The sequence below is a fragment of the Phaeobacter sp. PT47_59 genome (genome assembly GCF_028890025.1).
Classification (GTDB): domain Bacteria; phylum Pseudomonadota; class Alphaproteobacteria; order Rhodobacterales; family Rhodobacteraceae; genus Phycobacter.
Genome location: NZ_JARCJL010000001.1, coordinates 194,469 through 217,808 on the forward strand (window position 1 = coordinate 194,469; position 23,340 = coordinate 217,808).

24 protein-coding genes and 1 tRNA gene are annotated in these 23,340 nt (G+C 62.2%); 14 read left to right on the forward strand and 11 right to left on the reverse strand.

Features of this window, described 5'->3' with window-relative positions:
* Nucleotides 1-3 precede the first annotated feature (3 nt).
* Both PXK01_RS00900 and PXK01_RS00905 read right to left on the reverse strand, forming a co-directional pair.
* Nucleotides 4-402, reverse strand: a complete 399-nt coding sequence (locus tag PXK01_RS00900; protein ID WP_274858473.1) for a hypothetical protein — start codon at nt 400-402, stop codon at nt 4-6.
* 305 nt (nt 403-707) lie between these two features.
* A tRNA-Leu gene (locus PXK01_RS00905) sits at nt 708-792 on the reverse strand.
* A 224-nt stretch (nt 793-1,016) separates the two neighbouring features.
* On the opposite strand from PXK01_RS00905, the gene PXK01_RS00910 reads away from it, so the two are divergent.
* On the forward strand, nt 1,017-1,550 hold the full coding sequence (locus PXK01_RS00910) for a Hint domain-containing protein (RefSeq protein ID WP_274858474.1): 534 nt from the start codon (nt 1,017-1,019) through the stop codon (nt 1,548-1,550).
* Here PXK01_RS00910 and PXK01_RS00915 read toward each other — a convergent pair.
* Nucleotides 1,547-3,202: an NAD(P)H-hydrate dehydratase gene (locus PXK01_RS00915; protein WP_274858475.1), complete on the reverse strand. Its 1,656-nt coding sequence runs from the start codon at nt 3,200-3,202 to the stop codon at nt 1,547-1,549. The two genes, PXK01_RS00910 and PXK01_RS00915, sit on opposite strands and share 4 nt — an antisense overlap.
* 172 nt (nt 3,203-3,374) lie before the next feature.
* Between PXK01_RS00915 and PXK01_RS00920 the strand changes: the two genes are divergently transcribed.
* The 5 genes from PXK01_RS00920 to PXK01_RS00940 all read left to right on the forward strand — a co-directional run bounded on the left by PXK01_RS00920 (nt 3,375) and on the right by PXK01_RS00940 (nt 8,782).
* A complete protein-coding gene (locus tag PXK01_RS00920) occupies nt 3,375-3,713 on the forward strand; it encodes a P-II family nitrogen regulator (RefSeq protein WP_274846706.1) in 339 nt (112 codons plus the stop codon).
* Between the two features lie 92 nt (nt 3,714-3,805).
* Nucleotides 3,806-5,212 carry a type I glutamate--ammonia ligase gene (gene glnA, locus PXK01_RS00925; RefSeq protein ID WP_274846705.1) on the forward strand — a complete coding sequence of 469 codons (1,407 nt, stop codon included), beginning with the start codon at nt 3,806-3,808 and terminating at the stop codon, nt 5,210-5,212.
* Between the two features lie 135 nt (nt 5,213-5,347).
* A complete protein-coding gene (locus PXK01_RS00930) occupies nt 5,348-6,598 on the forward strand; it encodes an Hsp70 family protein (protein WP_274858476.1) in 1,251 nt (416 codons plus the stop codon).
* A gap of 96 nt (nt 6,599-6,694) precedes the next feature.
* Nucleotides 6,695-7,492: a lytic murein transglycosylase gene (locus PXK01_RS00935; RefSeq protein ID WP_274846703.1), complete on the forward strand. Its 798-nt coding sequence runs from the start codon at nt 6,695-6,697 to the stop codon at nt 7,490-7,492.
* A 294-nt stretch (nt 7,493-7,786) separates the two neighbouring features.
* Nucleotides 7,787-8,782: a hypothetical protein gene (locus tag PXK01_RS00940; protein ID WP_274846702.1), complete on the forward strand. Its 996-nt coding sequence runs from the start codon at nt 7,787-7,789 to the stop codon at nt 8,780-8,782.
* Between the two features lie 39 nt (nt 8,783-8,821).
* Here PXK01_RS00940 and PXK01_RS00945 read toward each other — a convergent pair whose 3' ends face one another.
* Nucleotides 8,822-9,601: a heme-dependent oxidative N-demethylase family protein gene (locus PXK01_RS00945; protein ID WP_274858477.1), complete on the reverse strand. Its 780-nt coding sequence runs from the start codon at nt 9,599-9,601 to the stop codon at nt 8,822-8,824.
* A 90-nt stretch (nt 9,602-9,691) separates the two neighbouring features.
* A complete protein-coding gene (locus PXK01_RS00950) occupies nt 9,692-10,234 on the reverse strand; it encodes an NUDIX hydrolase (protein WP_274858478.1) in 543 nt (180 codons plus the stop codon).
* A gap of 102 nt (nt 10,235-10,336) precedes the next feature.
* Here PXK01_RS00950 and PXK01_RS00955 point away from each other — a divergent pair, with 102 nt between their 5' ends.
* The 6 genes from PXK01_RS00955 (at nt 10,337) to PXK01_RS00980 (ending at nt 16,381) form a co-directional block, all read left to right on the forward strand.
* Nucleotides 10,337-11,557 carry a bifunctional alpha/beta hydrolase/OsmC family protein gene (locus tag PXK01_RS00955; RefSeq protein WP_274846699.1) on the forward strand — a complete coding sequence of 407 codons (1,221 nt, stop codon included), beginning with the start codon at nt 10,337-10,339 and terminating at the stop codon, nt 11,555-11,557.
* Between the two features lie 116 nt (nt 11,558-11,673).
* Nucleotides 11,674-11,931 carry a DUF6455 family protein gene (locus PXK01_RS00960; protein ID WP_274846698.1) on the forward strand — a complete coding sequence of 86 codons (258 nt, stop codon included), beginning with the start codon at nt 11,674-11,676 and terminating at the stop codon, nt 11,929-11,931.
* A gap of 154 nt (nt 11,932-12,085) precedes the next feature.
* Nucleotides 12,086-13,390, forward strand: a complete 1,305-nt coding sequence (gene purB, locus PXK01_RS00965; RefSeq protein ID WP_274846697.1) for an adenylosuccinate lyase — start codon at nt 12,086-12,088, stop codon at nt 13,388-13,390.
* 174 nt (nt 13,391-13,564) lie between these two features.
* Nucleotides 13,565-14,098 (forward strand): tetratricopeptide repeat protein, encoded by a 534-nt coding sequence (locus PXK01_RS00970; RefSeq protein ID WP_274846696.1) that lies wholly within the window; start codon nt 13,565-13,567, stop codon nt 14,096-14,098.
* Between the two features lie 76 nt (nt 14,099-14,174).
* The gene (locus tag PXK01_RS00975) at nt 14,175-15,308 is read left to right on the forward strand and encodes a flagellar motor switch protein FliG (protein WP_274858479.1); all 1,134 of its coding nucleotides are present in this window, start codon (nt 14,175-14,177) and stop codon (nt 15,306-15,308) included.
* A 131-nt stretch (nt 15,309-15,439) separates the two neighbouring features.
* Nucleotides 15,440-16,381, forward strand: coding sequence for a lysophospholipid acyltransferase family protein (locus PXK01_RS00980; RefSeq protein WP_274858480.1), 942 nt, complete (start codon nt 15,440-15,442; stop codon nt 16,379-16,381).
* Nucleotides 16,382-16,384: 3 nt separating this feature from the next.
* Here PXK01_RS00980 and PXK01_RS00985 read toward each other — a convergent pair whose 3' ends face one another.
* Nucleotides 16,385-17,092 carry a DUF1223 domain-containing protein gene (locus tag PXK01_RS00985; protein WP_274858481.1) on the reverse strand — a complete coding sequence of 236 codons (708 nt, stop codon included), beginning with the start codon at nt 17,090-17,092 and terminating at the stop codon, nt 16,385-16,387.
* Nucleotides 17,093-17,367: 275 nt separating this feature from the next.
* On the opposite strand from PXK01_RS00985, the gene acnA reads away from it, so the two are divergent.
* A complete protein-coding gene (gene acnA, locus PXK01_RS00990) occupies nt 17,368-20,055 on the forward strand; it encodes an aconitate hydratase AcnA (RefSeq protein WP_274858482.1) in 2,688 nt (895 codons plus the stop codon).
* Between the two features lie 81 nt (nt 20,056-20,136).
* Nucleotides 20,137-20,484 (forward strand): DOPA 4,5-dioxygenase family protein, encoded by a 348-nt coding sequence (locus tag PXK01_RS00995; protein WP_274858483.1) that lies wholly within the window; start codon nt 20,137-20,139, stop codon nt 20,482-20,484.
* 60 nt (nt 20,485-20,544) lie between these two features.
* Here PXK01_RS00995 and PXK01_RS01000 read toward each other — a convergent pair whose 3' ends face one another.
* The 5 genes from PXK01_RS01000 to ccmA form a co-directional block, all read right to left on the reverse strand.
* The gene (locus tag PXK01_RS01000; protein WP_274858484.1) at nt 20,545-21,084 is read right to left on the reverse strand and encodes a DsbE family thiol:disulfide interchange protein; all 540 of its coding nucleotides are present in this window, start codon (nt 21,082-21,084) and stop codon (nt 20,545-20,547) included.
* Nucleotides 21,077-21,238 carry a heme exporter protein CcmD gene (gene ccmD, locus PXK01_RS01005; protein WP_274858485.1) on the reverse strand — a complete coding sequence of 54 codons (162 nt, stop codon included), beginning with the start codon at nt 21,236-21,238 and terminating at the stop codon, nt 21,077-21,079. The genes PXK01_RS01000 and ccmD overlap by 8 nt, the downstream gene beginning before the upstream one ends.
* The gene (locus PXK01_RS01010; RefSeq protein WP_274846688.1) at nt 21,235-21,966 is read right to left on the reverse strand and encodes a heme ABC transporter permease; all 732 of its coding nucleotides are present in this window, start codon (nt 21,964-21,966) and stop codon (nt 21,235-21,237) included. Before PXK01_RS01010 ends, ccmD begins: the two co-directional genes overlap by 4 nt.
* Before the next feature lie 69 nt (nt 21,967-22,035).
* Complete coding sequence (ccmB, locus tag PXK01_RS01015) at nt 22,036-22,692, reverse strand: heme exporter protein CcmB (RefSeq protein WP_274858486.1); 657 nt, start codon at nt 22,690-22,692, stop codon at nt 22,036-22,038.
* A complete protein-coding gene (gene ccmA / locus PXK01_RS01020) occupies nt 22,689-23,306 on the reverse strand; it encodes a heme ABC exporter ATP-binding protein CcmA (protein ID WP_274846686.1) in 618 nt (205 codons plus the stop codon). The genes ccmB and ccmA overlap by 4 nt, the downstream gene beginning before the upstream one ends.
* Nucleotides 23,307-23,340 lie beyond the last annotated feature (34 nt).

Sequence of the window (23,340 nt, forward strand, 5' to 3'; positions counted from 1 at the left end):
GGTTCAACCTGCGCGCCGGACTATCCCAGACTGCACCGCCTGCGCCGCGCGCGCCCGCTGTTCAAGCATTTGCTGTGACACGACCGGCGGGAAGCCGAAACTGACCGGTTCACCCTCATCGTCCAGATAGGCCCACTGCGCCGCCAGGAGTTGATAGCTTTTGACTTCCCAGCCCTCCCAATCCGGGCGGAAGCGCAGGCGCCAGTTCCCCCGGATATTGAGCTGGAAGCGGGCTCGCGGCCCCCGTGCCTGGCCCAAATCCTTCAGCCGCTCATAGAGATCCGCGGCCTCCGGCAGGCGGCGCCCAGGAAAGATGACCTCGACCTCCTTCTCCGGCCGCGCGATGCCGCGGACCACAAGATCCCCGCGGCTGTTGCGATCGAATACGGGAAGCAGCTCCACCGAGACATCCTGCAACGCGTGCTTGAACAGACCTGCATCTTCGATCGCAGGCGTGATCTGAGATCGTGCCCTGCGACGGTTGGGAATGTCTGGCTCCCTTTGCATGCGGTTCCCCTCCTGAATACAGTCCTGCCTGACAAGCGCTCTCCAGCACGGCATTGCCAGCCACTGTTCGCATTTCGCTCTATGTATCCGGCGCCCGGTTAAGAAGGCGTTGATCCACCAATGCGTGTGCCGACGGCGCAAGTCATCCAGAGACGCGTGTGGTGCATCCCGCAATTCGCAGTATTTTTCTGAAAAGAAAGTGGTGCGGGTGAAGGGACTTGAACCCCCACGCCTTGCGGCGCCAGAACCTAAATCTGGTGCGTCTACCAATTCCGCCACACCCGCACGACACAGCCCCAGCAGGGTTTGTGTGGGCCGCTCAATAGCAAAGCCCGCAACCGGATGCGAGAGGAAATCGCACCTCGAGGGAACTTATCCAATGCGGCAAGAATGACACATCGAATTCAAGCCTTTGCAGCACGCATGCAAAAACCCGCAGACCTCTGCGCCCGGATGCGCCTAAGATGGTGAAAAACAAAAAGCACACTGAGGCAGAGCGAGTAACTCACATGAAAACGCAAGCGAATCCGCCTGCGCAGCAAATTCTTGCGCGCATCATGCAAAGCCGCCGGGAGCGGACCAGCAGCCCCACGGCACAGACCTCGGTCACCTTGATCAAGGGCACGCTAATCCAGACCCGTGAGGGTGAGACGGCCGTCGAAAATCTGCAAGCGGGCGATCACCTCATCACCCGAACGCAGGGGTATTCTCCCCTGTCGGGTATCCGCCAGTCCCGCGCCATGATGCATGCGGTGCGCTTCATGGCCGGATCCCTGGGCAATACCCGCCCCGACAGCGACCTGCTGTTGCCGCTCAATCAGAAGATCCTGCTGCGCGATTGGCGTGCCAAGGCGATGTATGGCCAGCCCCAGGCCGCCGTTCCCGCCTTCGAGTTGATCGATGGGGAGTTCATCCGGGATGAGGGCCTGCAGATGCTGGATCTTTGCACCTTGAGCTTTGCTCGCCCCCATGTGATCTATGCGGACGGTATGGAGGTCGCAACCTCGCAGGCCGCCAGCACCGACCTGCGCCCGGCAGCCTAAAGGCCAAGCTTGCGGAAGACGGCGGGGATCTGTTCCGGCAGGTCCTCGGCGATCAATCCGGGGCCGAATTCCAATGCGCAGTCCACATGCAGCCAGGCGGCACTTTCTGCCGCTTGCATCGGGCTGAACCCCCGCGCCAAAAGGCCAGTGATGAAGCCTGCCAAGACATCCCCCGATCCCGCCGTCGCCAACCAGGGCGCCGCGCGTTCATAATGGGCGGAGTTCACCGAACAGCGCCCATCCCGCGCGGCGATCACCGTATCGGCCCCCTTGAACAGCACCACGCAGCCCGCCCGCGCCGCAGCCTCTCGCGTGGCATCCACCTTGGAATAGGCGGGGCCTTTGGTGGCAGGCGCCTTCAGTTTATCCGCAATATCCGGGAACAGCCGCGCAAATTCGCCGCCATGGGGCGTGAGCACGCAGGTTTCATTCAGCATCGCAAACAGCTCTTCGGGCGCATCGCCAAAGGTCGACAATGCATCGGCATCCAGCACCGTCGCGCGTTTGGCCGCCAGTGCCGCAGGCACAAGATCCCGTGCGCGATCTAGGCCCATTCCGGGGCCAAGGCAGAGGGCATTGAGGCGGGTATCTTTCAGAACCTCAGCCAGAGCTTCTGCATCTGCAACCCGCTGCAGCATCAGCGCGGTGATCTGACAGGCAACCTCCTGCTGGGCGCTTGGCGGCACGCCGAGCGTCACCAACCCCGCCCCAATCCGAAGCGCCCCCCGCGCTGAAAGCCGCGCGGCACCGGTCTTGCCAGCGCCGCCCGTCAGGATCAGGGCGTGACCGTGGGAGAATTTGTGGCCGGATCGCTTACCGACGAAGAATGGTGCGGCCAGTTGTACGATATCGCCCGGCGGCACCGCCGGGCAGCCCCCAACCGCCCCCATGGGCGGGGGTTTTGCCCCCACCCGCGGACGGGAACTGCCCTTGAGACCGATATCCTTCACGACAACCTTGCCGCACAGCTCCGGGCCGCGCTCTAGAAAATGACCGAGCTTGGCGCGATGGAAAGAAACCGTGAGATCGGCGGCAATTTCCTCCAGATCCCTTGGCGGGGCCTTGGAACATAACCGAGTACCGGAATCGGCACAAACACCACTGGCGATATCCACGGACACGACACGCGGCGACGGGTACCCCCCCGCCCTGTGTTGCTCGCTCAACTTCCACTCCGAGAGCTGCGTCACCCAGCCAAATGCATTGAAAGACTCCATCGGTCGTGTCAGCCCGGTCCCAAAAAACGCATCGACCATAATTGAGTTTTGCCGGTAGATGGACGGATCAAGCCAGAAGGCACCCTCGCCCTCGTCATGATAGGGGGCGACGACCCCAAGCTCCAACCACCGCTCATAATTCACCCGCGCATCCGGCGGCAGTTTGGCCGGGTCTCCGTAGAGGAACACCTCCACCTCCCAACCGCGCACCTTCAGCAGCCGCGCCACAACGAACCCGTCGCCGCCGTTATTGCCGGGACCGCACAGGACCACGGCGCGTTTGCCGCTTGTGTCCAGCTCGGGCCATTCCTCGAAAATGGCCTCAACCACGCCCTGCCCGGCCCGCTCCATCAGCTCCAGGCCGGTCACCTCGCCTGACTCGATGGCAGCCTGTTCGATGGCGCGCATCTGGGCGGCGGTCAGCAATTCGGTCATTCCAAAGGCTCCCGCGATTCAAAATCGCTTACTTTTTGTGCGTATAGACTGTTTTTTAATCACACCTGCCCGTTTTGCAGGCTGATTTCCCGGCAAGTTGAGCAGTATCCATTGTCCACGGCATTTAGAAATGATCTGACCACCTTCGACAAGGTTGTGAGGAGCCCCCGAGATGAAAAAGATCGAAGCCATCATCAAACCGTTCAAACTGGACGAGGTGAAAGAGGCATTGCAGGACGTCGGCGTTCAGGGCCTCTCGGTGATCGAGGTCAAGGGCTTTGGCCGCCAGAAGGGTCATACCGAACTCTATCGCGGCGCCGAATATGTGGTGGATTTCCTGCCCAAGGTGAAGATCGAGGTGGTTCTGGATGACGATCAGGTCGACGCGGCCATCGAGGCCATCGTGAGCGCCGCCAAGACCGACAAGATCGGCGACGGCAAGATCTTCGTCAGCCCGGTCGAGCAGGCCATCCGCATCCGCACCGGCGAAAGCGGACCCGACGCGCTTTAATATCAAACACCGCCTGCCATCTGCACCATGCAAGGCACAGCAGATCGCAGCGCACAGAAGACACAGAATTTTCTTACGGAGAGGAAATCAAAATGAGCAAGGACGCAGTTCTTCAGCTGATCAAGGACGAAGATGTCGCCTATGTGGACATCCGGTTCACCGACGTACGCGGCAAGCTGCAGCACGTCACGGTTGACGTCGATATGGTTGACGAGGATTTCCTCGAAGAGGGTTTCATGTTCGACGGCTCCTCGATCGCGGGCTGGAAGTCGATCGAAGCTTCGGACATGAAGCTGATCCCGGACACCAACAGCGCCTATGTCGATCCGTTCTACGCGGAAAAGACCGTCTGCATCCACTGCTCGGTTGTTGAACCCGACACCGGCGAAGCCTACGAGCGTGACCCGCGCGGCACCGCCCAGAAGGCAGAAGCCTACCTGAAATCCTCGGGCATCGGCGATGTGGCCTACATGGGCCCCGAAGCGGAATTCTTCCTGTTTGACGACGTTCGCTTCTCGAACACCATCAACAAGGTCTCCTATGAGGTCGACGCCACCGACGCCTCCTGGAACACCGACACCGAGTACGAGATGGGCAACATGGGCCACCGTCCCGGCGTCAAGGGCGGCTACTTCCCGGTGAACCCGATCGACGAAGCGCAGGACCTGCGTTCGGAAATGCTGTCCACCATGAAGCGCCTGGGCATGAAGGTCGACAAGCACCACCACGAGGTTGCCTCCTGCCAGCACGAACTGGGCCTGATCTTCGACAGCCTGACCAAACAGGCGGACGAGCTGCAGAAGTACAAATACGTGATTCACAACGTGGCGCACGCCTACGGCAAATCGGCAACCTTCATGCCGAAGCCGATCGCAGGCGACAACGGCACCGGCATGCACGTGAACATGTCCATCTGGAAAGACGGCAAGCCGCTGTTTGCTGGCGACAAATACGCCGATCTGTCCGACGAAGCCCTGTACTTCATCGGCGGCATCCTGAAGCACGCGAAGACGCTGAACGCCTTCACCAACCCGTCCACCAACTCCTACAAGCGTCTGATCCCGGGCTTCGAGGCCCCCGTTCTGCGCGCGTATTCGGCTCGTAACCGCTCTGGCTGCGTCCGTATTCCGTGGACCGAAAGCCCGAAAGCCAAGCGCGTCGAGGCCCGCTTCCCCGATCCGGCCGCGAACCCCTACCTGGCCTTTGCAGCCCTGCTGATGGCCGGCCTGGACGGCATCAAGAACAAGATCGATCCCGGCGAAGCCATGGACAAGAACCTCTATGATCTGCCCGCAGAAGAGCTGGCCGACATCCCGACCGTCTGCGGCTCCCTGCGCGAAGCGCTGGAATGCCTGGCGGCCGACCACGAGTTCCTGCTGCAGGGCGATGTGTTCACCAAAGACCAGATCGAGGGCTACATCGCGCTCAAGATGGAAGAGGTGGAAACCTACGAGCACACCCCGCACCCGGTTGAATACGGCATGTACTACAGCTGCTAAGACCGGCACTGGGAAGAGAATTGAAAGGAGCGTCCAGTCGGGCGCTCCTTTTTCCTTTGCAGGCATGTTTTCCTTGCGCCGCAGCGTGGCTGTCTCTATCCCCTGCCGTTCCCTCCTCCTTGAAAGAGCGTTCCCATGACGGCTCCTGCAACCCTTGGCATCGACTTTGGCACCTCCAACTCCGCTGCCGGTGTGGCGGTGGCGGGGCAGCCCTATCTGATCGAACTGGAACCGGGCGAGCAGTCCTTGCCGACGGCGGTATTCTTTGACGGCCAAACCGGGCGCATGCGGATTGGCAACAGCGCCATTCGTGCCCTGACCGCCGGGGAAGAGGGGCGTTTCATGCGGGCGCTCAAAAGTCTCCTGGGCACGCCGCTCCTGCATGAAGAGCGCCGCCTGGGGGGCGAACGCCTGACCTTTGCCGATGTGATCGCGCGCTTCCTGGCCGAACTGAAGCGGCGCGCCGAGACACAGACCCGGATGACATTCACCCATGCGCTATCGGGCCGCCCGGTCAGGTTCCACAGCAAGGACGAAGACCGCAACCTGCGCGCCGAGGAGGACTTGCGCGCATGTTACCTGAAAGCCGGGTTCGAGGACGTGTGCTTCATGCTGGAGCCCGAGGCCGCATTGCGCGCAACCAGTCCCCGCGAGGGCCTCGGGTTGATCGTCGATATCGGCGGCGGCACCTCGGACTTTACCGCCTTCCGGCAGGAGGCTGACGGGGCGACCCAGATCCTTGCCTCACACGGTATCCGTCTTGGCGGCACCGATTTCGACCAATGCATCAGCCTTGCCAAGGTCATGCCGCTCCTGGGCCGTGGCAGCCAAATCCGCGACAGTTTCGGCCCCGGCACCCTGCCCGCCCCGAACCGCATCTTCAACGATCTGTCCAGCTGGCAGATGATTCCCTTCCTCTACACCCCGGAAGAGCTGCGTGCCGCCCGCGACCTGATGCGCCATGCGGTAGAGCCCGAAAGGTTCGCGCGCCTGGTTTCAACCCTGGAAGATCAGCTTGGCCACGATCTTGCCTTTGCGGTCGAGGCCGCAAAGATCGCCGTCAATCAGCCGCATGCCGATGCGGCCTCGGTCAACCTGGGCCTGCTAGAGCAGGGACTGCAGGCGCCGCTTGCAAGCCGCGACTTGAACACCCTGCTTGAGGCACAGATGCAGGAGCTGCTCCAGGCCGCACGGGACACCCTGCGCCAGGCCGATGTTGCGCCCAAGGACATCGGCCGGATCGTGCTGGTCGGCGGCTCGGCGCTGCTCTCCTGCCTGCAAGACCGCATGGTGGAGCTTTGCCCGGCGGCCAAGACCGAAAGCGATCATGCCTTGAGTGCCGTGGCCGATGGGTTGGCGCTGGCCGCGGCGGATGCCTTTGCATGATCCTGGTCAGCGGGGCCAAATGGCGCCGCTTTCCCATGTAATTTCCCCCCTTCCACGCTAGGCTGACGGTGTTCCAGCATTTAGAAAGCCACAGCCATGCGTATTTTGCCCGTTCTCTGCCTCTCATTGACCACCCTGCTGCCCATTGCCGCTACTGCAGCGCCCTGCGGCAACACCTCAGCAGGGTTCAACGACTGGAAAGCAGACTTTGCAGCGGAAGCAAAACGCGCGGGCGTGCGGGACAAAGGGCTGAAAGCGCTGCGGAGCGCGCAATACGCCAGCCGCACCATTGCCGCCGACCGCAACCAGAAGAGTTTTCGCTACAGTCTTGAGAAATTCATGCAGCTGCGCGGCTCGGCCACCATCGTGGCGCAGGGGCGCAAGCGCAAGGCGCGCAACCCGGCCTTCTATGCAGCCCTTGAAAAGAAATACGGCGTGCCTGCCGGTGTGCTGATCGCCATCCACGGCATGGAAACCGCCTTTGGCCATTTCATGGGCGACAGCGAGGTGGTTTCCGCCATCGTGACCCTGACCTATGATTGCCGCCGCTCCGACTTCTTCCAGCCCCATGCCATCGGTGCCCTGAAGCTGGTCGATCAGGGCGCCATCACATCGCAGACGCTGGGGGCCAAACATGGCGAGCTGGGCCACACCCAGTTCCTGCCCGGCAATGCGCTGCGCTACGGGGTGGATTGGGGTGGCGATGGCCGTGTCGATTTCTACGACCTGCAGGATGCGCTGGCCTCTACCGCCAATTACCTGCGCAAGAAGGGCTGGAAACGCGGCAAGGGCTATCAGCCGGGAGAGCCAAACTACAAGGTGCTGAAGGAATGGAACGCCGCAACCGTCTATCAGCAGTCGCTGGCCATCATGGGCCGTCAGATCGACGGCTGAGCGGGTCTTCCCACGCCGCTTCCCCGGCTGCAGGAACAGTCCGGCCAAATCGGCGCGATTGTAATCTATATGGCATCAACATGGCCGAGACCCGCCCGGTTTCGGCCTCATTCGTTCAGAACTGATTTACAGACCTGCCAATACTCAATTGATTTTATTTAATTAAAATTACCCCAACCTGCATAGGCAGCTATTGGGGCCGATCCCGAAACAATCCTCAGTCAACGCCTCACTTTGTACCATTTCCCTTTGTACTCTTGGTCTCAAGGCACCCCGACTGAAGGAGGCTTGGGAATGATACAGGCAGAACGGTTCAAAGGCAGGCTTGGCTTCAAGACCCGCAGCGACACGCTGCTCAATCAGGGGCTGGTGCAGGCGGTCGATATGCTGGACGACTACGGTCACCCCCCGGCGCAGATCAACACCCGCGCCACGGGCCGGATCGAGCTGGAAAGCGATCAGTATCGCGTCGTGCTGCGCTTGCGGCGGCTGCCGCTGCGCATGGGGTTCCAGATCCCGGCGGGGATCCCGGCTCCGGCGATCTTCCTGGATGTCACCATCGAACGTCTATTCCCCGCAGCCAGCGACAAGGAGATCACCGAACTCCTGCTTGCGGTTCTGCTGAGACGGCTGAGCGAAGCGCTGTCACCGCTTCTGATCTTTTGGCAGGATGCCCCCAAGGCCATGAGCCGCGAAACCTTCCTGGCTGTCTTCGAACACCACGACACAGCGCAACAAGAGGCTTCGGATACGGCTGCAAGTGTCGCACGGCTGAGCCGCCCGGTTGCACCTGCCAAACGCCAGCGCAAGCCGGGGTCTCATGCTCGTCCGGCGGTGCGCAAACCGCTGCGGGTGCCTTCGCCCTTTGAAGCGCCGTCTCGGCCGCGTCTGTCGCAGAAACTGTTCTCAAGCGAGACCGTCGCCCCCAGAAAGCCCCGCGTCCATGTCGGCTTTACTCCCGTAGAGGCCATGGCGGACGATCTGGAGCGGCAATGTGATCGCCGCGCGGCCATCGCGACCGTGCCTGCCGATCAGGTGATCGATCTGACCGGCCTGCGCTCAACGGATCACAAGGGGGCGCGGCAGAACATCATGACCTGGGCAGCCACCGGGTTGATCGCCATGCTGTCGGCGCCGATCGCGGTGCTGGTGTTGATGGTCGAACTGATGCGCGGCAGCCAACTGCAACCACGCAGCCAGATCCTTACCATCGCCGTCTTTGTGGGCCTATTGCAGGGTACGGGGATGGTGCAGGCGGCCGCAAAGGTGCTGATGCTGCCAGCCCCCTGAACCCTGCCGCCTGAACGCAGGCGGCGATACCCTGCGCGCCTATACCGTGTGCAGGGTCTGATCACTCTCTGCGTGATCGCCCCATTGCTCCAGCACATCGGCGCGCCGCAGCACGAAGGTATGAATGCCAAAGATCACCGCCCCGGTGCGCGGAAGACGCAGGATGGTCTGCTTTTCGCTGCGCAGATACCCGGCCTCGCCGCTGGGCGGCTGTTGCCGGGGCGCAGCCGCGCTGCGGGGCTGGTGCAAGGCCGCATCGTGATACCACAACGCATTGAAGCGCCACAGCGGCCTGCCCAGCTGCACGCCGTCGAACAGGCGCTGCACGCGGGCGGCGATATTGGCGTCATAGCTGTCCACCGGCACATGGATTGCCGTCAGGGGACGCATGAATTTCTCTGCCAAGGTCCAGCTGGCCGGAAAACACAAGACGGCTCCAGTCAGGATGTGTTCTTCCGATCCTTCGGGCTTTTCCAGGATACAGAAATCCTGCTGGGTGATCCGGCCGAGGCTGCCTAAGGGATCGCTCCGGTCAATCCTGACCTTCACCCCATCGGGCCGCGTCACCTCTTCCTCTGCATCCGGATAAAGCTGCGCCAGAACCTGTTCCAGCAATTCCTCTGCGGCGGCGCGCCCGCTCTCATCCATCATCAAGACGCGATCGCGCGTGCTGTCCAGCAGGCGTTCGCGTTCGGCCATCTGCCCGGCAAAGGCGTCATCCGGCGTCAGCCAGTCGGCAAGGGCCAGGGGGGCGATACCCGGCAGGCGCTTTGGCTCTAGCGGGTTATGGGGGATCCGGGTCTGAAGAATCTCTGTCATGATCCCCTGCTAACACGAATTTGATCAAAAAGGCGAATGGCATTGTGACGCGATCAAAACCACCGTTCAAGCAAAGCACAACCGGCGGGGTCAGTACCGATTGTTCAGCACTGCGGGCAGCTTGTCGCGCAGCACCAGCACGCTGGCGGCATCGGTTTTCTCATGCAGCCGCTGCAGCGGCACCCATTCCAGGGCATGGGATTCGTCGCTGACGGAAATCTCTCCGGTCACCGCGCGAAACAGGTAGCGCACATCGTAATGCAGATGCGCGCATTCCTTTGAATTCGCCGGGATTTCATGAATATCCACGTCGAAGACCTGTGCCGACAGCGGCGCGATCCGCGTCAGCCCGCTTTCCTCATAGGCCTCTTTCAAGGCGACGAAGCCCGCATCGGCAATGCCATCGCAATGGCCGCCCAATTGCAGCCAGCGATCCAGCTTGCGGTGGTGGGTCAGAAGCACCGATTGCAGATCCTGCGACAGCACAAAGGCCGACCCCGTGACATGGCTGGTCAGCGGGTCGCGGCCAAAGGCCTGCGGTTCATGCGCGCAGAATTCGGACAGCTGATCCCACATCTGCCGGTCACGCGCATTTTGCGGCTTGTACTGCCCGATCCCCTCGATCCGTTCCATGATCCCGCAGCTTCACCTTCGCGTGTGATCCGGCGGCGGCGCCTTGCCGAAGCCTGTCCTTGGGCGCAGTTTAGGCGGGAGAAAACCAAAGGCCAATCATCAATGCCCACAGAACGCATCAGTTTTCCCGGACATGCCGGGAGCCCGCTTGCCGCGCGCCTGGACCTGCCCGATGGGCCGGTGCTGGCAACAGCCCTATTTGCCCATTGTTTCACCTGCTCCAAGGACATCCCGGCAGCCCGGCGCATTGCCGGGCGCCTGGCCTCCATGGGCATTGCGGTGCTGCGGTTTGATTTCACCGGGCTTGGCCATTCGGAGGGAGAGTTCGAGAACACCAGTTTTTCCTCCAATGTCGCCGACCTGATTGCCGCCGCGCAGTACCTGGCAAGCCGCGATATGGCCCCTGCCCTGCTGATCGGCCATTCCCTGGGCGGGGCGGCGGTGCTGCGGGCGCGGGCGGGCATCCCCTCGGCGCGCGGTGTCGTGACCCTGGGGGCGCCCTTTGATCCGGAACATGTGGCCCATAACTTCAGCGATGCGCTGCCCCAGATCGAAGCAGCAGGCGCCGCCGAGGTCTGCCTTGGCGGGCGTCCCTTCACCATTCGCCGTCAGTTCCTGGAGGATATCCGCAAAAGCGCCCTCGGCCCGTCCGTGGCGGAGCTGGACGCCGCCCTTCTGGTCATGCATGCGCCGCGCGATGAAACCGTTGGCATCGACAATGCCGCCGAGATCTTTGCCGTCGCCAAACACCCCAAGAGCTTTGTCACGCTGGACGATGCGGACCACCTGATTTCCCGCCCCGAGGATGCCGAATATGCCGCCGAGGTGATCGCCGCCTGGGCGCGCCGCTATATCGAGATGACGCCGCCTGCCCCGCCCCCCGGCGCCCCCGAAGGCGTGGTGCGCGTGGCAGAGGCGGATCCGAACGGGTTCCTGCAAGACGTGCAATCCGGCCCGCATCACCACGCGCTGGCGGATGAGCCGCTCGCCTATGGCGGCACCAATCGCGGCATGTCGCCCTATGGATTCGTGGCAGCGGGACTTGGTGCCTGCACATCGATGACCATCCGCATGTATGCCCGGCGCAAGGGCTGGCCGCTGGAAACCGTGGCGGTGGATGTCTGCCACGACAAGGTTCACGCCCAGGATGCCGCGCCCTCGGGGCCTGCAAAGATCGACCAGTTCACCCGCAAGATCTGTCTCAGCGGCGGCCTCAGTTCCGAGCAACGCACCCGGCTTCTGGAAATCGCCGACAAATGCCCGGTGCATCGCACATTGGAAAGCGGCGCCCGGGTGATCACCATCGACAAGTCCCCGCTTTGACACGCTGCCATCGCAAATCCGGCGCCGCTTGATCGATATCAAGGCCGGTCCCCGCTTCATCGTCATGATCGGCGCGAGTGAAATCGCACCCGAACAGGCACGATAGGAGACGCATAATGGGACTGGTGAAGACTCTGGAGCAAAGCACGGATCTGGTAAACGGCATGGCAGATCGTCTGGGCATCGACATGGGCGAGATCATCGCGCGCGACCCGGAACATGAAGGCCCCAAGCTGATGCGCGCCATCATGCGCTGCAGCCATTGCGAGGATCAGGGCGGCTGTACCAGCCTGCAGGCCGCCAACGACCATCTGGACGCGGCTCCGGCCTATTGCCAGAACAAGGATGTCTTCGATCGCATCAGCAAGGGCTGAGACCGGCCCGCGCCGCAACGACCGACACGACCCTAGGGACAGCTGTTGGGGCGGACAATAGGTCTCGGCCCGGCCGTGGTCCCTTGTTCCTTTGGACGGAGCGGTCTATGACCCGGCGCAAGTGTTCCCGCAATTGCGAAAGGTCCTTCTGCCGATGATCCCCCGCTACGCCCGCCCCGACATGGTCGCCATCTGGTCGCCCGAGACCAAGTTCCGCATCTGGTACGAGATCGAGGCCCACGCCTGCGATGCCATGGCCGACCTGGGGGTGATCCCGCGCGAAAACGCCGAGGCCGTCTGGAAGGCCAAGGACGTGGAATTCGACGTCGCCCGCATCGACGAGATCGAAGCCGTCACCAAACATGACGTCATCGCCTTCCTCACCCACTTGGCCGAACATGTGGGTTCGGAAGAGGCCCGTTTCGTGCACCAGGGCATGACCTCCTCGGACGTGCTGGACACCTGCCTCAACGTGCAGCTGGTGCGCGCCGCCGATATCCTGCTGGCCGATATGGACAACCTGCTGGCCGCCCTGAAAAAGCGCGCGATGGAGCATAAGGATACCGTGCGCGTCGGCCGCTCCCACGGGATCCATGCCGAGCCCACCACCATGGGCCTGACCTTTGCCCGCTTCTACGCCGAAATGGACCGCAACAAGAAACGTCTGGAACAGGCCCGCGAGGAAATCGCAACCGGCGCCATCTCGGGCGCTGTCGGCACATTCGCCAATATCGACCCGCGCGTCGAAGAACATGTCTGCGCGCAGCTGGGCCTCAGCCCCGAGCCGATCTCGACCCAGGTGATCCCGCGCGACCGCCACGCGATGTTCTTTGCCGTGCTCGGCGTCATTGCCTCTTCGATCGAGAACGTCGCCATCGAGATCCGCCACATGCAGCGCACCGAGGTTCTGGAAGGCGCGGAATTCTTCTCGATGGGCCAGAAAGGCTCTTCGGCGATGCCGCACAAGAAGAACCCCGTGCTGACCGAGAACCTGACCGGTCTGGCCCGCCTCGTGCGCATGACCGTGATCCCGGCGATGGAGAATGTGGCGCTCTGGCACGAACGCGACATCTCGCACTCCTCGGTGGAGCGCGGCATTGGCCCCGACGCCACCGTGACCTTGGACTTTGCGCTGAACCGTCTGACCGGCGTGATCGACAAGATGCTGATCTTCCCCGAGAACATGCTGGAAAACATGAACAAGTTCCCCGGCCTCGTGATGTCGCAGCGGGTTCTGCTGGCGCTGACCCAGGCAGGCGTGTCGCGCGAGGATGCCTATTCCATGGTGCAGCGCAACGCCCTGAAGGTCTGGGAAGAGCGCCTCGATTTCCAGGACCTGCTCCTGGCCGATGCCGAAGTGGTTGCCGCCCTCGGCGAAGATGGCATCAAGGAAAAGTTCGACATGGGCTATCACACCAAACATGTGGACACGATCTTCAAGCGAGTCTTCGGCGCATAAGACCGCTCCGGTTTCCGCGACAGAACGCCCTGCCAATTTGGTGGGGCGTTTTCTTTGGTATCCGCTGCCTGTCCTGACATGGGCGACCGGGCGCCTGTTCAAGAAAACGTGTTCCCCGCCGACCGCGATTGCGGATAGGCTGGCCGCAGACTGTTTTTTACAAGGATCTCTTTTATGCGCACAACGCTCTTTGCCGCCTTGATCACGCTCCCTGCCACAACATTCGCAGCAGGCGGAGATGACTGGTCAGCCCCCAAACCCACGCAAACCACCAAAGAGTGCAAGGGCGCCAAGGTCTGGGACCAGAAATCCGGCAAATGCGTGGATCCAAAAAGATCGTCGCTGGATGCCGACACCCTTTACGGCGCGGTACGCGAACTGGCCTATGCTGGGCGGTTACGCGAGGCCCAGGAGGTGCTAGCCATCATGCCGGATCAGGCATCGCCGCGCGTTCTGACCTACTGGGGTTTCACCCATCGCAAGCTGGGGCATCTGGACCTTGCAAACCAGTATTATGAGCGTGCAATCGCCAAGGACCCCGACAATCACCTGGCGCGTTCCTACATGGGGCAAGGCTTTGTCGAGGAAGGAAAACTTGGCCTGGCCCTGACCCAGTGGAAGGAAATCCGCAAACGTGGCGGAACCGGGAGCTGGCCCGAAGAAGCCTTGCACCAGGCGCTACTGACCGGGCAAACATCAAGCTACTGAGCTTCAGGCTTTCTTTACCGCTGCTGTCCTAATGTGACCCCCACAGAAAGAGAATCTTTTTGGCAAGGGTCCTAGAATGCAAGACGACCAGATGTTGGCGCTTCCGATGGCGACAGGCGGAAATGACTTTGGTGATTTTTCCGCGCCTGCCCCTATGGGCGGAATGGGCGGTATGGGAATGGATAGCCCGATGGGCGGATCTCCGGTCAAACTCAGCGGCAAGGCAAAAGCGGCGATCGTGGTGCGGTTGCTGCTGAACGAAGGCGCCGACATCCCGATTGAAGAGCTTCCCGACGAATTGCAGATGGAACTGACCCAGCAGATGGGCAAGATGCGTCTGGTCGACCGCGAAACCCTCTATGCCGTTGCCAGCGAATTTGCCGAGATGCTCGACAATGTCGGCCTGACCTTCCCCAATGGGTTGGCCGGTGCCCTGACCGCCATGGACGGCAAGATCAGCCGGTTGACCGCCAGCCGCCTGCGCAAGGAGGCCGGCGTGCGCCAGTTCGGCAACCCCTGGGATCGCCTGAAACAGCTGCCGCCGGAAGACCTTGCCTCGCTCGCCGAAGCCGAAAGCACCGAGGTTGCCGCCGTCCTTCTGTCCAAACTGGAAACCGCCAAGGCGGCCCAGATGCTGGCCGCCCTGCCCGGCCCGGTGGCGCGCAGGATCGCCTATGCGGTCAGCCATACCGGCAATGTGACCCCGGAAACCGTGGACCGGATCGGCCTGTCTCTGGCCGCCCAGGTCGAGGCCCGCCCGGACCTTGCCTTCGACAGCAGCCCCGGCCAGCGCGTCGGTGCCATCCTCACAGAAGCCGCCGCCGCCAAGCGGGACGAAGTGCTGACCGCGCTGGAGGAAGAGGATCAAGAATTCGCCACCGATGTCCGCAAGGCCATCTACACCTACAGCCTGATCGCACAGCGTATGCAGCCGCTGGATGTTCCGAAACTGATGCGTGTTCTGGCGCAGCCCGATCTGGTCACCGCCATCGCCTTTGCCACCGACGAAGATGACGTGGCCACCAGCGAATTCCTGCTCGACAATATGTCGAACCGCATGGCGACCAATATCCGCGAGGAAGTCGCCGAACGGGGCAAGGTCAAGAAATCGGACGGCGAAGCCGCCTTTGGCCTGATCGTCAGCGCCATGCGCGATCTGGTGACCAGTGGCGAAATCGAGCTCAAGAGCGACGAGGACGAAGAGGAATAACGGGGCGCCAACAGGCGCGCGCTGGCCCCGGCGGCTATGATCGCTAGGCCGCGACAGCTTGCACCAGGGCTGGGCCAGGATTAAAGTGCAAAGCTCTGTCCCGACCTCAGCCCAACAGGCCCGTCACCGCAATGCCTCTCGCCGCATCCGAACTCTCCATCGCAGCCAAATCCAAGTATTTCGTCAGCAACCTGTTTCTGCGGGGGCTGATCGGGACCCTCAGGCTGATTCCCTATCGCCTGCGCCTGGCCACCATGGGGCGGCTGATCCAAGGCCTGTCCGGCATAGTGGGGTTTGAGCGCCGCATTCGCGACAATCTGGACCTGACCTGCCCGGAGCTGTCAAAGGCCGAGGTGGACCGGCTCTGCCGTGAGGTTTGCGACAATGTCGGCCGTACCCTGGCCGAGCTTTATGCCGGGGCGCCCTTCTTGCGCCGGGCGCAGGCGGCACCGATTACCGGCGCGGGCCTTGCCGCACTGGAACAGGCACAGGCCGAGGGCCGCCCTGTCATTCTGGTGACCGGCCATTTCGGCAACTATGATGCCGCCCGCGCCGGGCTGATTGCCCGCGGGTTTTCCATGGGAGCCCTCTATCGGCGCATGGCAAACCCCTATTTCAACAGCCACTACGTGCGCGCCATCGAAGGTAACGGCAAGCCGATGTTCGAACAGGGCAAGCGCGGCATGGTCGAAATGGTGCGCCATCTGAAAAAGGGCGGCAATATCGCCATCGTGGCCGATCTCCATGCCCATGGCGGCACCGAGATCGATTTCTTTGGCAAACCGGCGGTGACCTCGACGGTTCCGGCCGAACTGGCGTTAAAATACGGGGCGGCGCTGATCCCGGTCTACGGCATCCGCAAGGACAACGGCGTGGATTTCGAGATCCTTCTCAACCCCGAGATCCCCGCATCGGATCCGCTGACCATGACCCGTGCGATCTGTGATGATCTGGAGGGCGTCATCCGCCAGCATATGGGGCAGTGGTTCTGGATCCACCGGCGCTGGAAACCCTATGTCGTCACGCCGAAGGACGCGCCGACCGTCTCTGCTGCGGCTTCGGATCCCACCTAGGCGCTACTCCAGACGCCCCGCTGCAAGGATGGGACCGTTTCCCGCCTGCTGGACAAGAACCGCCAGCGACTGATCACCGGGCAGCGGCACGCGCACCTGCAGCGGCTGTTTTCCACTCCATTCGGCAACCTGCTGCCAGTCTTCAACGACATTGGCATAATCCAGCGTCCGCCCCGCCAATTCTCCACGGGTGATCTCGACCCGGCTCAAGGGGGTGTAGCGGATCACATCCACCACCATGGCGCCCGATGGCAGCGCCCCGACGGCCTGCAGCGAAACCGTAACATCTGACGGCCCGGCAACCAGGGACAGAGACACCGGAGAAGCCAGCGCCTGATGCCGCTCCACCGCATCCGCCAGTTTCAACGGATCGGCCCCCTCGATATCATCCTGCCCCATCACGATCATCTGGGGCGTATGCACCATCCGCCGCCCCATGGCGCGGGCATAGGCCTTTTGCCGTTGGGTATAGGCGGGATCGGCAAACACATCCTTCCACCCGATGTAGTCCCAGTAGTCCACATGGAACGCCAGGGCGAGAACATCCGGTCGTTTTGCCAGCTTGTGCATCTGGGCATCCGCAGGCGGACAGGAGGCACAGCCCTGCGAGGTGAACAATTCCACCACCACGGGATTTTTCACCGGCTCAGCCAGGATATCGGCTGGCATGGCGAAGCACAGGAGACTGGTCAAAGCTGCGATACGCATCATGGTGTGCTAGGTCCCTTTGGTCGTCATCATCGGCGCAATCCCTGCAGGATTTCCACCGCTCCCCTGATGTAGCCCAGCCACGGGCGATTGACCAATCAATCATAGGTGAGAGCTGTGTCAAAACCGATGGCGCCCCCGTTCCACGGCCCAGGCAGGCATGAACATCGCCGCAGAGACAACCCTTGCCTGCTCCGTTTCCTCTATTGAAACAGTCCCGGTCCTGTTGCAGAACTTTCTCAGCGAGTTCCCACTATCACATCCAGAGGGAGGCCAAGATGCCCATCACCGTCGGACAGGACAGTGCCAAGGCCCGCCGCACGCTCAGCCTCGGCGGCAAGACGATTTCCTACTATTCGATCCCCGCCGCCACCGAGGCCGGGCTGGGAGATTTTTCGAAACTGCCTGCCGCGCTCAAGGTGGTTCTGGAAAACATGCTGCGGTTCGAGGACGGTGGCTTTTCGGTCTCCACGGATGACATCAAGGCCTTTGCGGACTGGGGTGCCAACGGCGGCCGGAACCCGCGCGAGATCGCCTATCGTCCGGCCCGCGTGCTAATGCAGGATTTCACGGGCGTGCCCGCCGTGGTGGACCTTGCCGCGATGCGCGACGGCATCAAGGCACTGGGCGGCGATGCGCAGAAGATCAATCCGCTGAACCCGGTGGATCTGGTCATCGACCATTCGGTGATGATCGATGAATTCGGCAACCCGCGCGCCTTCCAGATGAACGTGGACCGCGAGTATGAGCGCAATATGGAGCGCTACCAGTTTCTGAAATGGGGTCAGGGCGCCTTCAACAACTTCCGCGTTGTGCCCCCCGGAACCGGCATCTGCCATCAGGTGAACCTGGAATACCTGGCCCAGACCATCTGGACCGACGTGGATCAGCACGGCAACGAAGTCGCCTACCCCGACACGCTGGTCGGCACCGACAGCCACACCACCATGGTCAACGGTGTTGCCGTTCTGGGCTGGGGTGTTGGCGGGATCGAGGCCGAGGCCGCGATGCTGGGGCAGCCGATCTCCATGCTGATCCCCGAGGTGATCGGGTTTGAGCTGACCGGCGATCTGGTCGAGGGCACCACTGGCACCGATCTGGTGCTTAAGGTGGTCGAGATGCTGCGCGCCAAGGGCGTTGTCGGCAAATTCGTCGAATTCTACGGCGAAGGTCTGGACCGTCTGCCGCTGGCCGACCGCGCCACCATCGCCAATATGGCGCCGGAATATGGCGCCACCTGCGGCTTCTTCCCCATTGATGCGGAAACCCTCCGTTACCTGCGCAACACCGGCCGCGACGAAGACCGTATCGCGCTGGTCGAAGCCTATGCCAAGGAAAACGGACTGTGGCGCGACGCGGATTACGCGCCGGTCTATACCGACACGCTGTCGCTCGACATGAGCAGCATCGTGCCGGCCATTTCAGGCCCCAAGCGTCCGCAGGACTATGTGCCGCTGACCAACGCCAAGGCCGCCTTCCGCCAGGAGATGGAAAAGACCTTCAAACGCCCCCTGGACAAGGAGGTGCCGGTCAAGGGCGAAGACTACAGCCTGTCCTCTGGCGATGTGGTGATTGCCTCGATCACCTCCTGCACCAATACCTCCAACCCCTATGTGATGATCGGCGCCGGGCTGGTTGCGAAGAAGGCGCATGAGCTGGGCCTCACCCGCAAGCCCTGGGTGAAGACCTCGCTGGCGCCGGGATCGCAGGTGGTCTCCGAGTATCTTGAGGCCGCGGGCCTGCAGGAGCATCTCGATGCCGTAGGTTTCAATCTTGTCGGCTATGGCTGCACCACCTGTATCGGCAACTCCGGCCCGATCCAGCCGGAACTGTCGGACGCCATCGCCCAAGGAGATCTCGTGGCGACCTCGGTGCTGTCCGGCAACCGCAACTTCGAAGGCCGTATCAGCCCCGATGTGCGCGCCAATTACCTGGCCTCGCCGCCGCTGGTGGTCGCCTATGCGTTGGCGGGCACCATGGATATCGACCTGGCCAATGACCCGATTGCCCAGACCCCGGATGGCAAGGACGTCTACCTCAAGGACATCTGGCCCTCGACCCGGGAAATCGCGGATCTGGTGCAGGACACCGTGACCCGCGAGGCGTTTCTTTCGAAATACGCCGATGTGTTCAAGGGTGATGCAAAATGGCAGTCGGTGGAAACCACCGATGCGGAGACCTATGACTGGCCGCCACAGTCCACCTACATCCAGAACCCGCCCTATTTCCAGGGCATGGGGCCGGAACCCGGCACCATCTCGAATATCGAAGGTGCCAGGCCGCTGTTGATCCTGGGCGACATGGTCACCACCGACCATATCTCCCCGGCGGGCTCCTTCGCGACCACCACCCCGGCCGGCCAGTATCTGATCGACCATCAGGTGGCCCCGCGCGAGTTCAACTCCTATGGCTCGCGCCGCGGCAACCACGAAGTGATGATGCGCGGCACATTCGCCAACATCCGCATCAAGAACGAGATGCTGGATGGCGTCGAAGGCGGCTACACCAAGGGCCCTGATGGGCAGCAGACCTCGGTCTATGAGGCATCGATGGCCTATCAGCAGGCCGGTGTTCCGCTGGTGGTCTTTGGCGGGGAGCAATATGGCGCGGGCTCCTCGCGCGACTGGGCTGCAAAGGGCACAGCACTTCTGGGCGTCAAGGCTGTGATCGCCGAAAGTTTCGAACGTATCCACCGTTCGAACCTTGTTGGCATGGGCGTCATCCCCTTCGAGTTCACCGCAGGCGACACCCGCAAATCGCTGAAGCTGACCGGGGATGAGACCGTCTCGATCCGTGGCCTTGATACCATCGAGCCGCAGCAGGAAGTGCCTTGCGACATCACCTACGCCGATGGCAGCACCAAGACCATCACGCTCAAGTGCCGCATCGATACCGCACCCGAGATCGAATATGTCGAACACGGCGGAGTGCTGCACTACGTGCTACGCAATCTGGCGAAGTCGTAACAGTGACGCCAAAACAATTGCGGGAAGGCGGCCCGATGGGTCGCCTTTTCATTGGATAGATGACGAGCAGGACTTTCGAAAATGAACGAGACCAAGGATACGGGCCAGATCACCGGCTATCACGCCCATGTCTATTTCGATGCGGAAACGGTGGAACAGGCGCTGGTGTTGTGCCAGCGTGCGGCGGAAACATTCGGCGTCAAGATGGGCCGTGTCCATGACAAGCTGGTCGGCCCGCACCCGATGTGGTCCTGCCAGCTGGCAGCAACGCCTCAGCAGTTTGCAGACCTCCTTCCCTGGCTGGCACTGAACCGCGATGGGCTGATTGTCTTTGCCCATCCCGAAACCGGCGATGAGTTGGCCGATCACCGCGATCACGGCATCTGGCTGGGAACCGGGCTGGATCTGGATCTGTCGCTGTTTGAGTGACGCAGAATAGCAAAACGCCCGCCAATGGCGGGCGCTGTCTCTGATAGTCAAATGGTCCGCTTACTGACCCGCCGCCTTTTCCATCGCCGGGCGCAGGGTCTTTTCCAGCACCGCATTGGTCAGTGGCCCGGCAAAGCGCAGCATGATCTTGCCCTGGCCATCGATCACATAGGTCTCGGGCACGCCATAGAGGCCCCAATCGATGGCCATGCGGCCCTTTTCGTCCCGCCCGATGGCGGTATAAGGATCGCCCAGCTCCTCAAGGAAGGCGGCCGCGTTGTCCGCCTGGTCCTTGTAGTTGACGCCATAGATCGGCACGCCCTCGGCGGCGAGCTGTTCCAGCATCGGGTGCTCGGCCCGGCAGGGCGCGCACCAGCTGGCCCAGTAGTTCACCAGTTTCACGGTCCCGTCGCGCAGGGTCGCATCGTCGAATCCCGCTTTGCCGGGGAAGGCCTCCAGCACCACCGGCGGCGCGGGCTGGCCTTCGCGCGCGGAGGGCAGGCTTTCCGGATCCTCGCGGAACATGCCCACCAGCGCCAAGCCAACAAAGCCCGCAAAGACCACGACGGGCACCGCCATCAAGGGAGAGATCTTAGCCATTGCGCTTCATCCGCTCCTGTTCCAGCCGTTCCATCTCGGCGCGCACCCGGCGACCGCGCCAGAGCGTCATCACCACCAAAAGCACCAAGAGCAGGATCGAAGCGGCATAGGACGACAGCACCGCCTCTGCGTATTTTCCAAGATCAGGCATCATGCCTCCAGCCTTTCACGCGCCAACAGCGCCTTGATCCGGCGCGCGCGAATTTCGGTTCCGGTGCGGTAGAACACCATTGCGATAAAGAAGACGCCGAACCCGATCATGCAGACATAAAGCGGGTTGGAGAAGGCATCCGCCACGTTCTCTTTCTTATCAAGGCTCAGCGAGGCGCCCTGATGCAGCCCCTGGTTCCAGAAGTTCACCGCATAGCGGCTGAGCACTGCAAAGACAGATCCCACCAGGCACAGGATAGATGTGAGATCGGCCGCGGTATCCGGGTTATCGATTGCCTCCCACAGGGCGATATAGCCAAGGTAGAACAGGAACAGTACCAGGAAGGAGGTCAGGCGCGGATCCCAGGCCCACCAGGTACCCCACATCGGCTGGCCCCAGATGGCACCGGTCGCCAGGGCAATCAGCGTCATCACCACACCCACCGGGGCGGCCGCCCGGGCGGCCAGGGCACTGACGTGGTGGCGGCGCACAAGCCACACCAGAGAGGCCACCAGCATCATGAACCAGGCATTGATCGCCAGCAGGGCCGCTGGCACATGCAGGAAGATGATCTTGACCGTGGAGCCCTGCCGGTAGTCATCGGGGGTGAAGAAGAAGCCCCAGACCAGACCCACGACCATCAAGAGACCCGAAAGGATCCACAAGGCAGGCATCACCCTTTCCGTGGTGGAGAGGAATTTCTTCGGATTGGCATATTCCCAGATCGACATGGTGGCTATCTTGTTCCCCGTTCCCGGTGTTTCAAGTGGTGGCTCTCATTCATGGTCATCCGCCCTCACTTAGCGTAGATTGATACGCAAGACGGCGGCGCTGGCAAAGGGCAATAGCGCGATCACCGCCGCCGAAATCCCCGCCAGCATCAACAACGGCGTCTGCACCGCCATACCCTCGGCACCGCGCCGGGCCACCTCGGCGCCAAAGATCAGGGTTGGCACGTAAAGCGGCATCACCAGAAGCGACAACAGCAGTCCGCCGCGCTTCAAACCCACGGTCAGCGCCGCGCCAAAGGTGCCGATCACCGACAGCGCGGGCGTGCCCAGAAACAGGGAAATCACCAGCCAGGAAAATCCCGGGGTCGGCAGGTTCAGCAGAACGCCCAGCACCGGCGCGGCCAGAACCAGCGGCAGGCCGGTGGTGATCCAATGCGCCAGGGCCTTGATGGCAACCACCCCCTCCAGCGGCAGGGGCGCGGTCGCCAGAAGATCAAGCGAGCCGTCCTCCCAGTCCAGCGCCAGCAGGCGATCGAGCGACAACAGGCACGAAAGCAGCGCCCCCAGCCACAACACGCCGGGCGCAATGCGGGTCAACAGCTCGGAATTCGGCCCCACCGAGAAGGGCACCATCACGGTGACGATCAGGAAAAACGCAAGGCCCAGGCCAAAGCCGCCGCCCGCACGCACCGCAAGGCGCAGATCCCGCATCAAGAGAGCGATCATAAAAAGCCCTCGTCGAAATCGTCCAATGCGGGCAGGCGCGCCTTGAAGACGCCCACGTCCAGCACCTCTGCCTCGTCCAGGCCCAGGTCGATATGAGTGGCGATCAGCGCCGATCCCCCCTGCCCCAGATGCGCGCGCACCGCATCGGCAAACATGGCCACCGCGCCTGTGTCGAGGCTCACCGTGGGTTCATCCATGATCCAGATGGGTCGCCCCGTCACCAACATCCGCGACAGGCCCAAACGCCGTTTCTGCCCCGCCGACAGCGCCCCTGCGGGCCGATCGCGCAAGGCGACCAGTTGAAAGGCATCCAGCGCCGGTTCGATGGAAGAGGCGCCAAAGACGCTAGCCCAGAAGGTGAGGTTTTCCGTCACGGTCAGGGCCGGTTTCAACCCGTCGGAATGCGCCGCATAGGCGATCTGATCCTCAGCCCCGGTGATGTGGCCCGACAGCGGCGGCTGCAGCCCGGCAATGGTGCGCAGGAGCGTCGTCTTGCCGATCCCGTTCGGCCCGCGCAGGATCAGGGCCCGGCCCGGCTCAAGCGTGAAACCCAGGCCCTCCAGCACAGGCAGGCCACCGCGCGCGATTGAGAGATCGGTTACATTCAATGTCATGAATGACTGACTATCCCATTGTGGGTTCTTACAA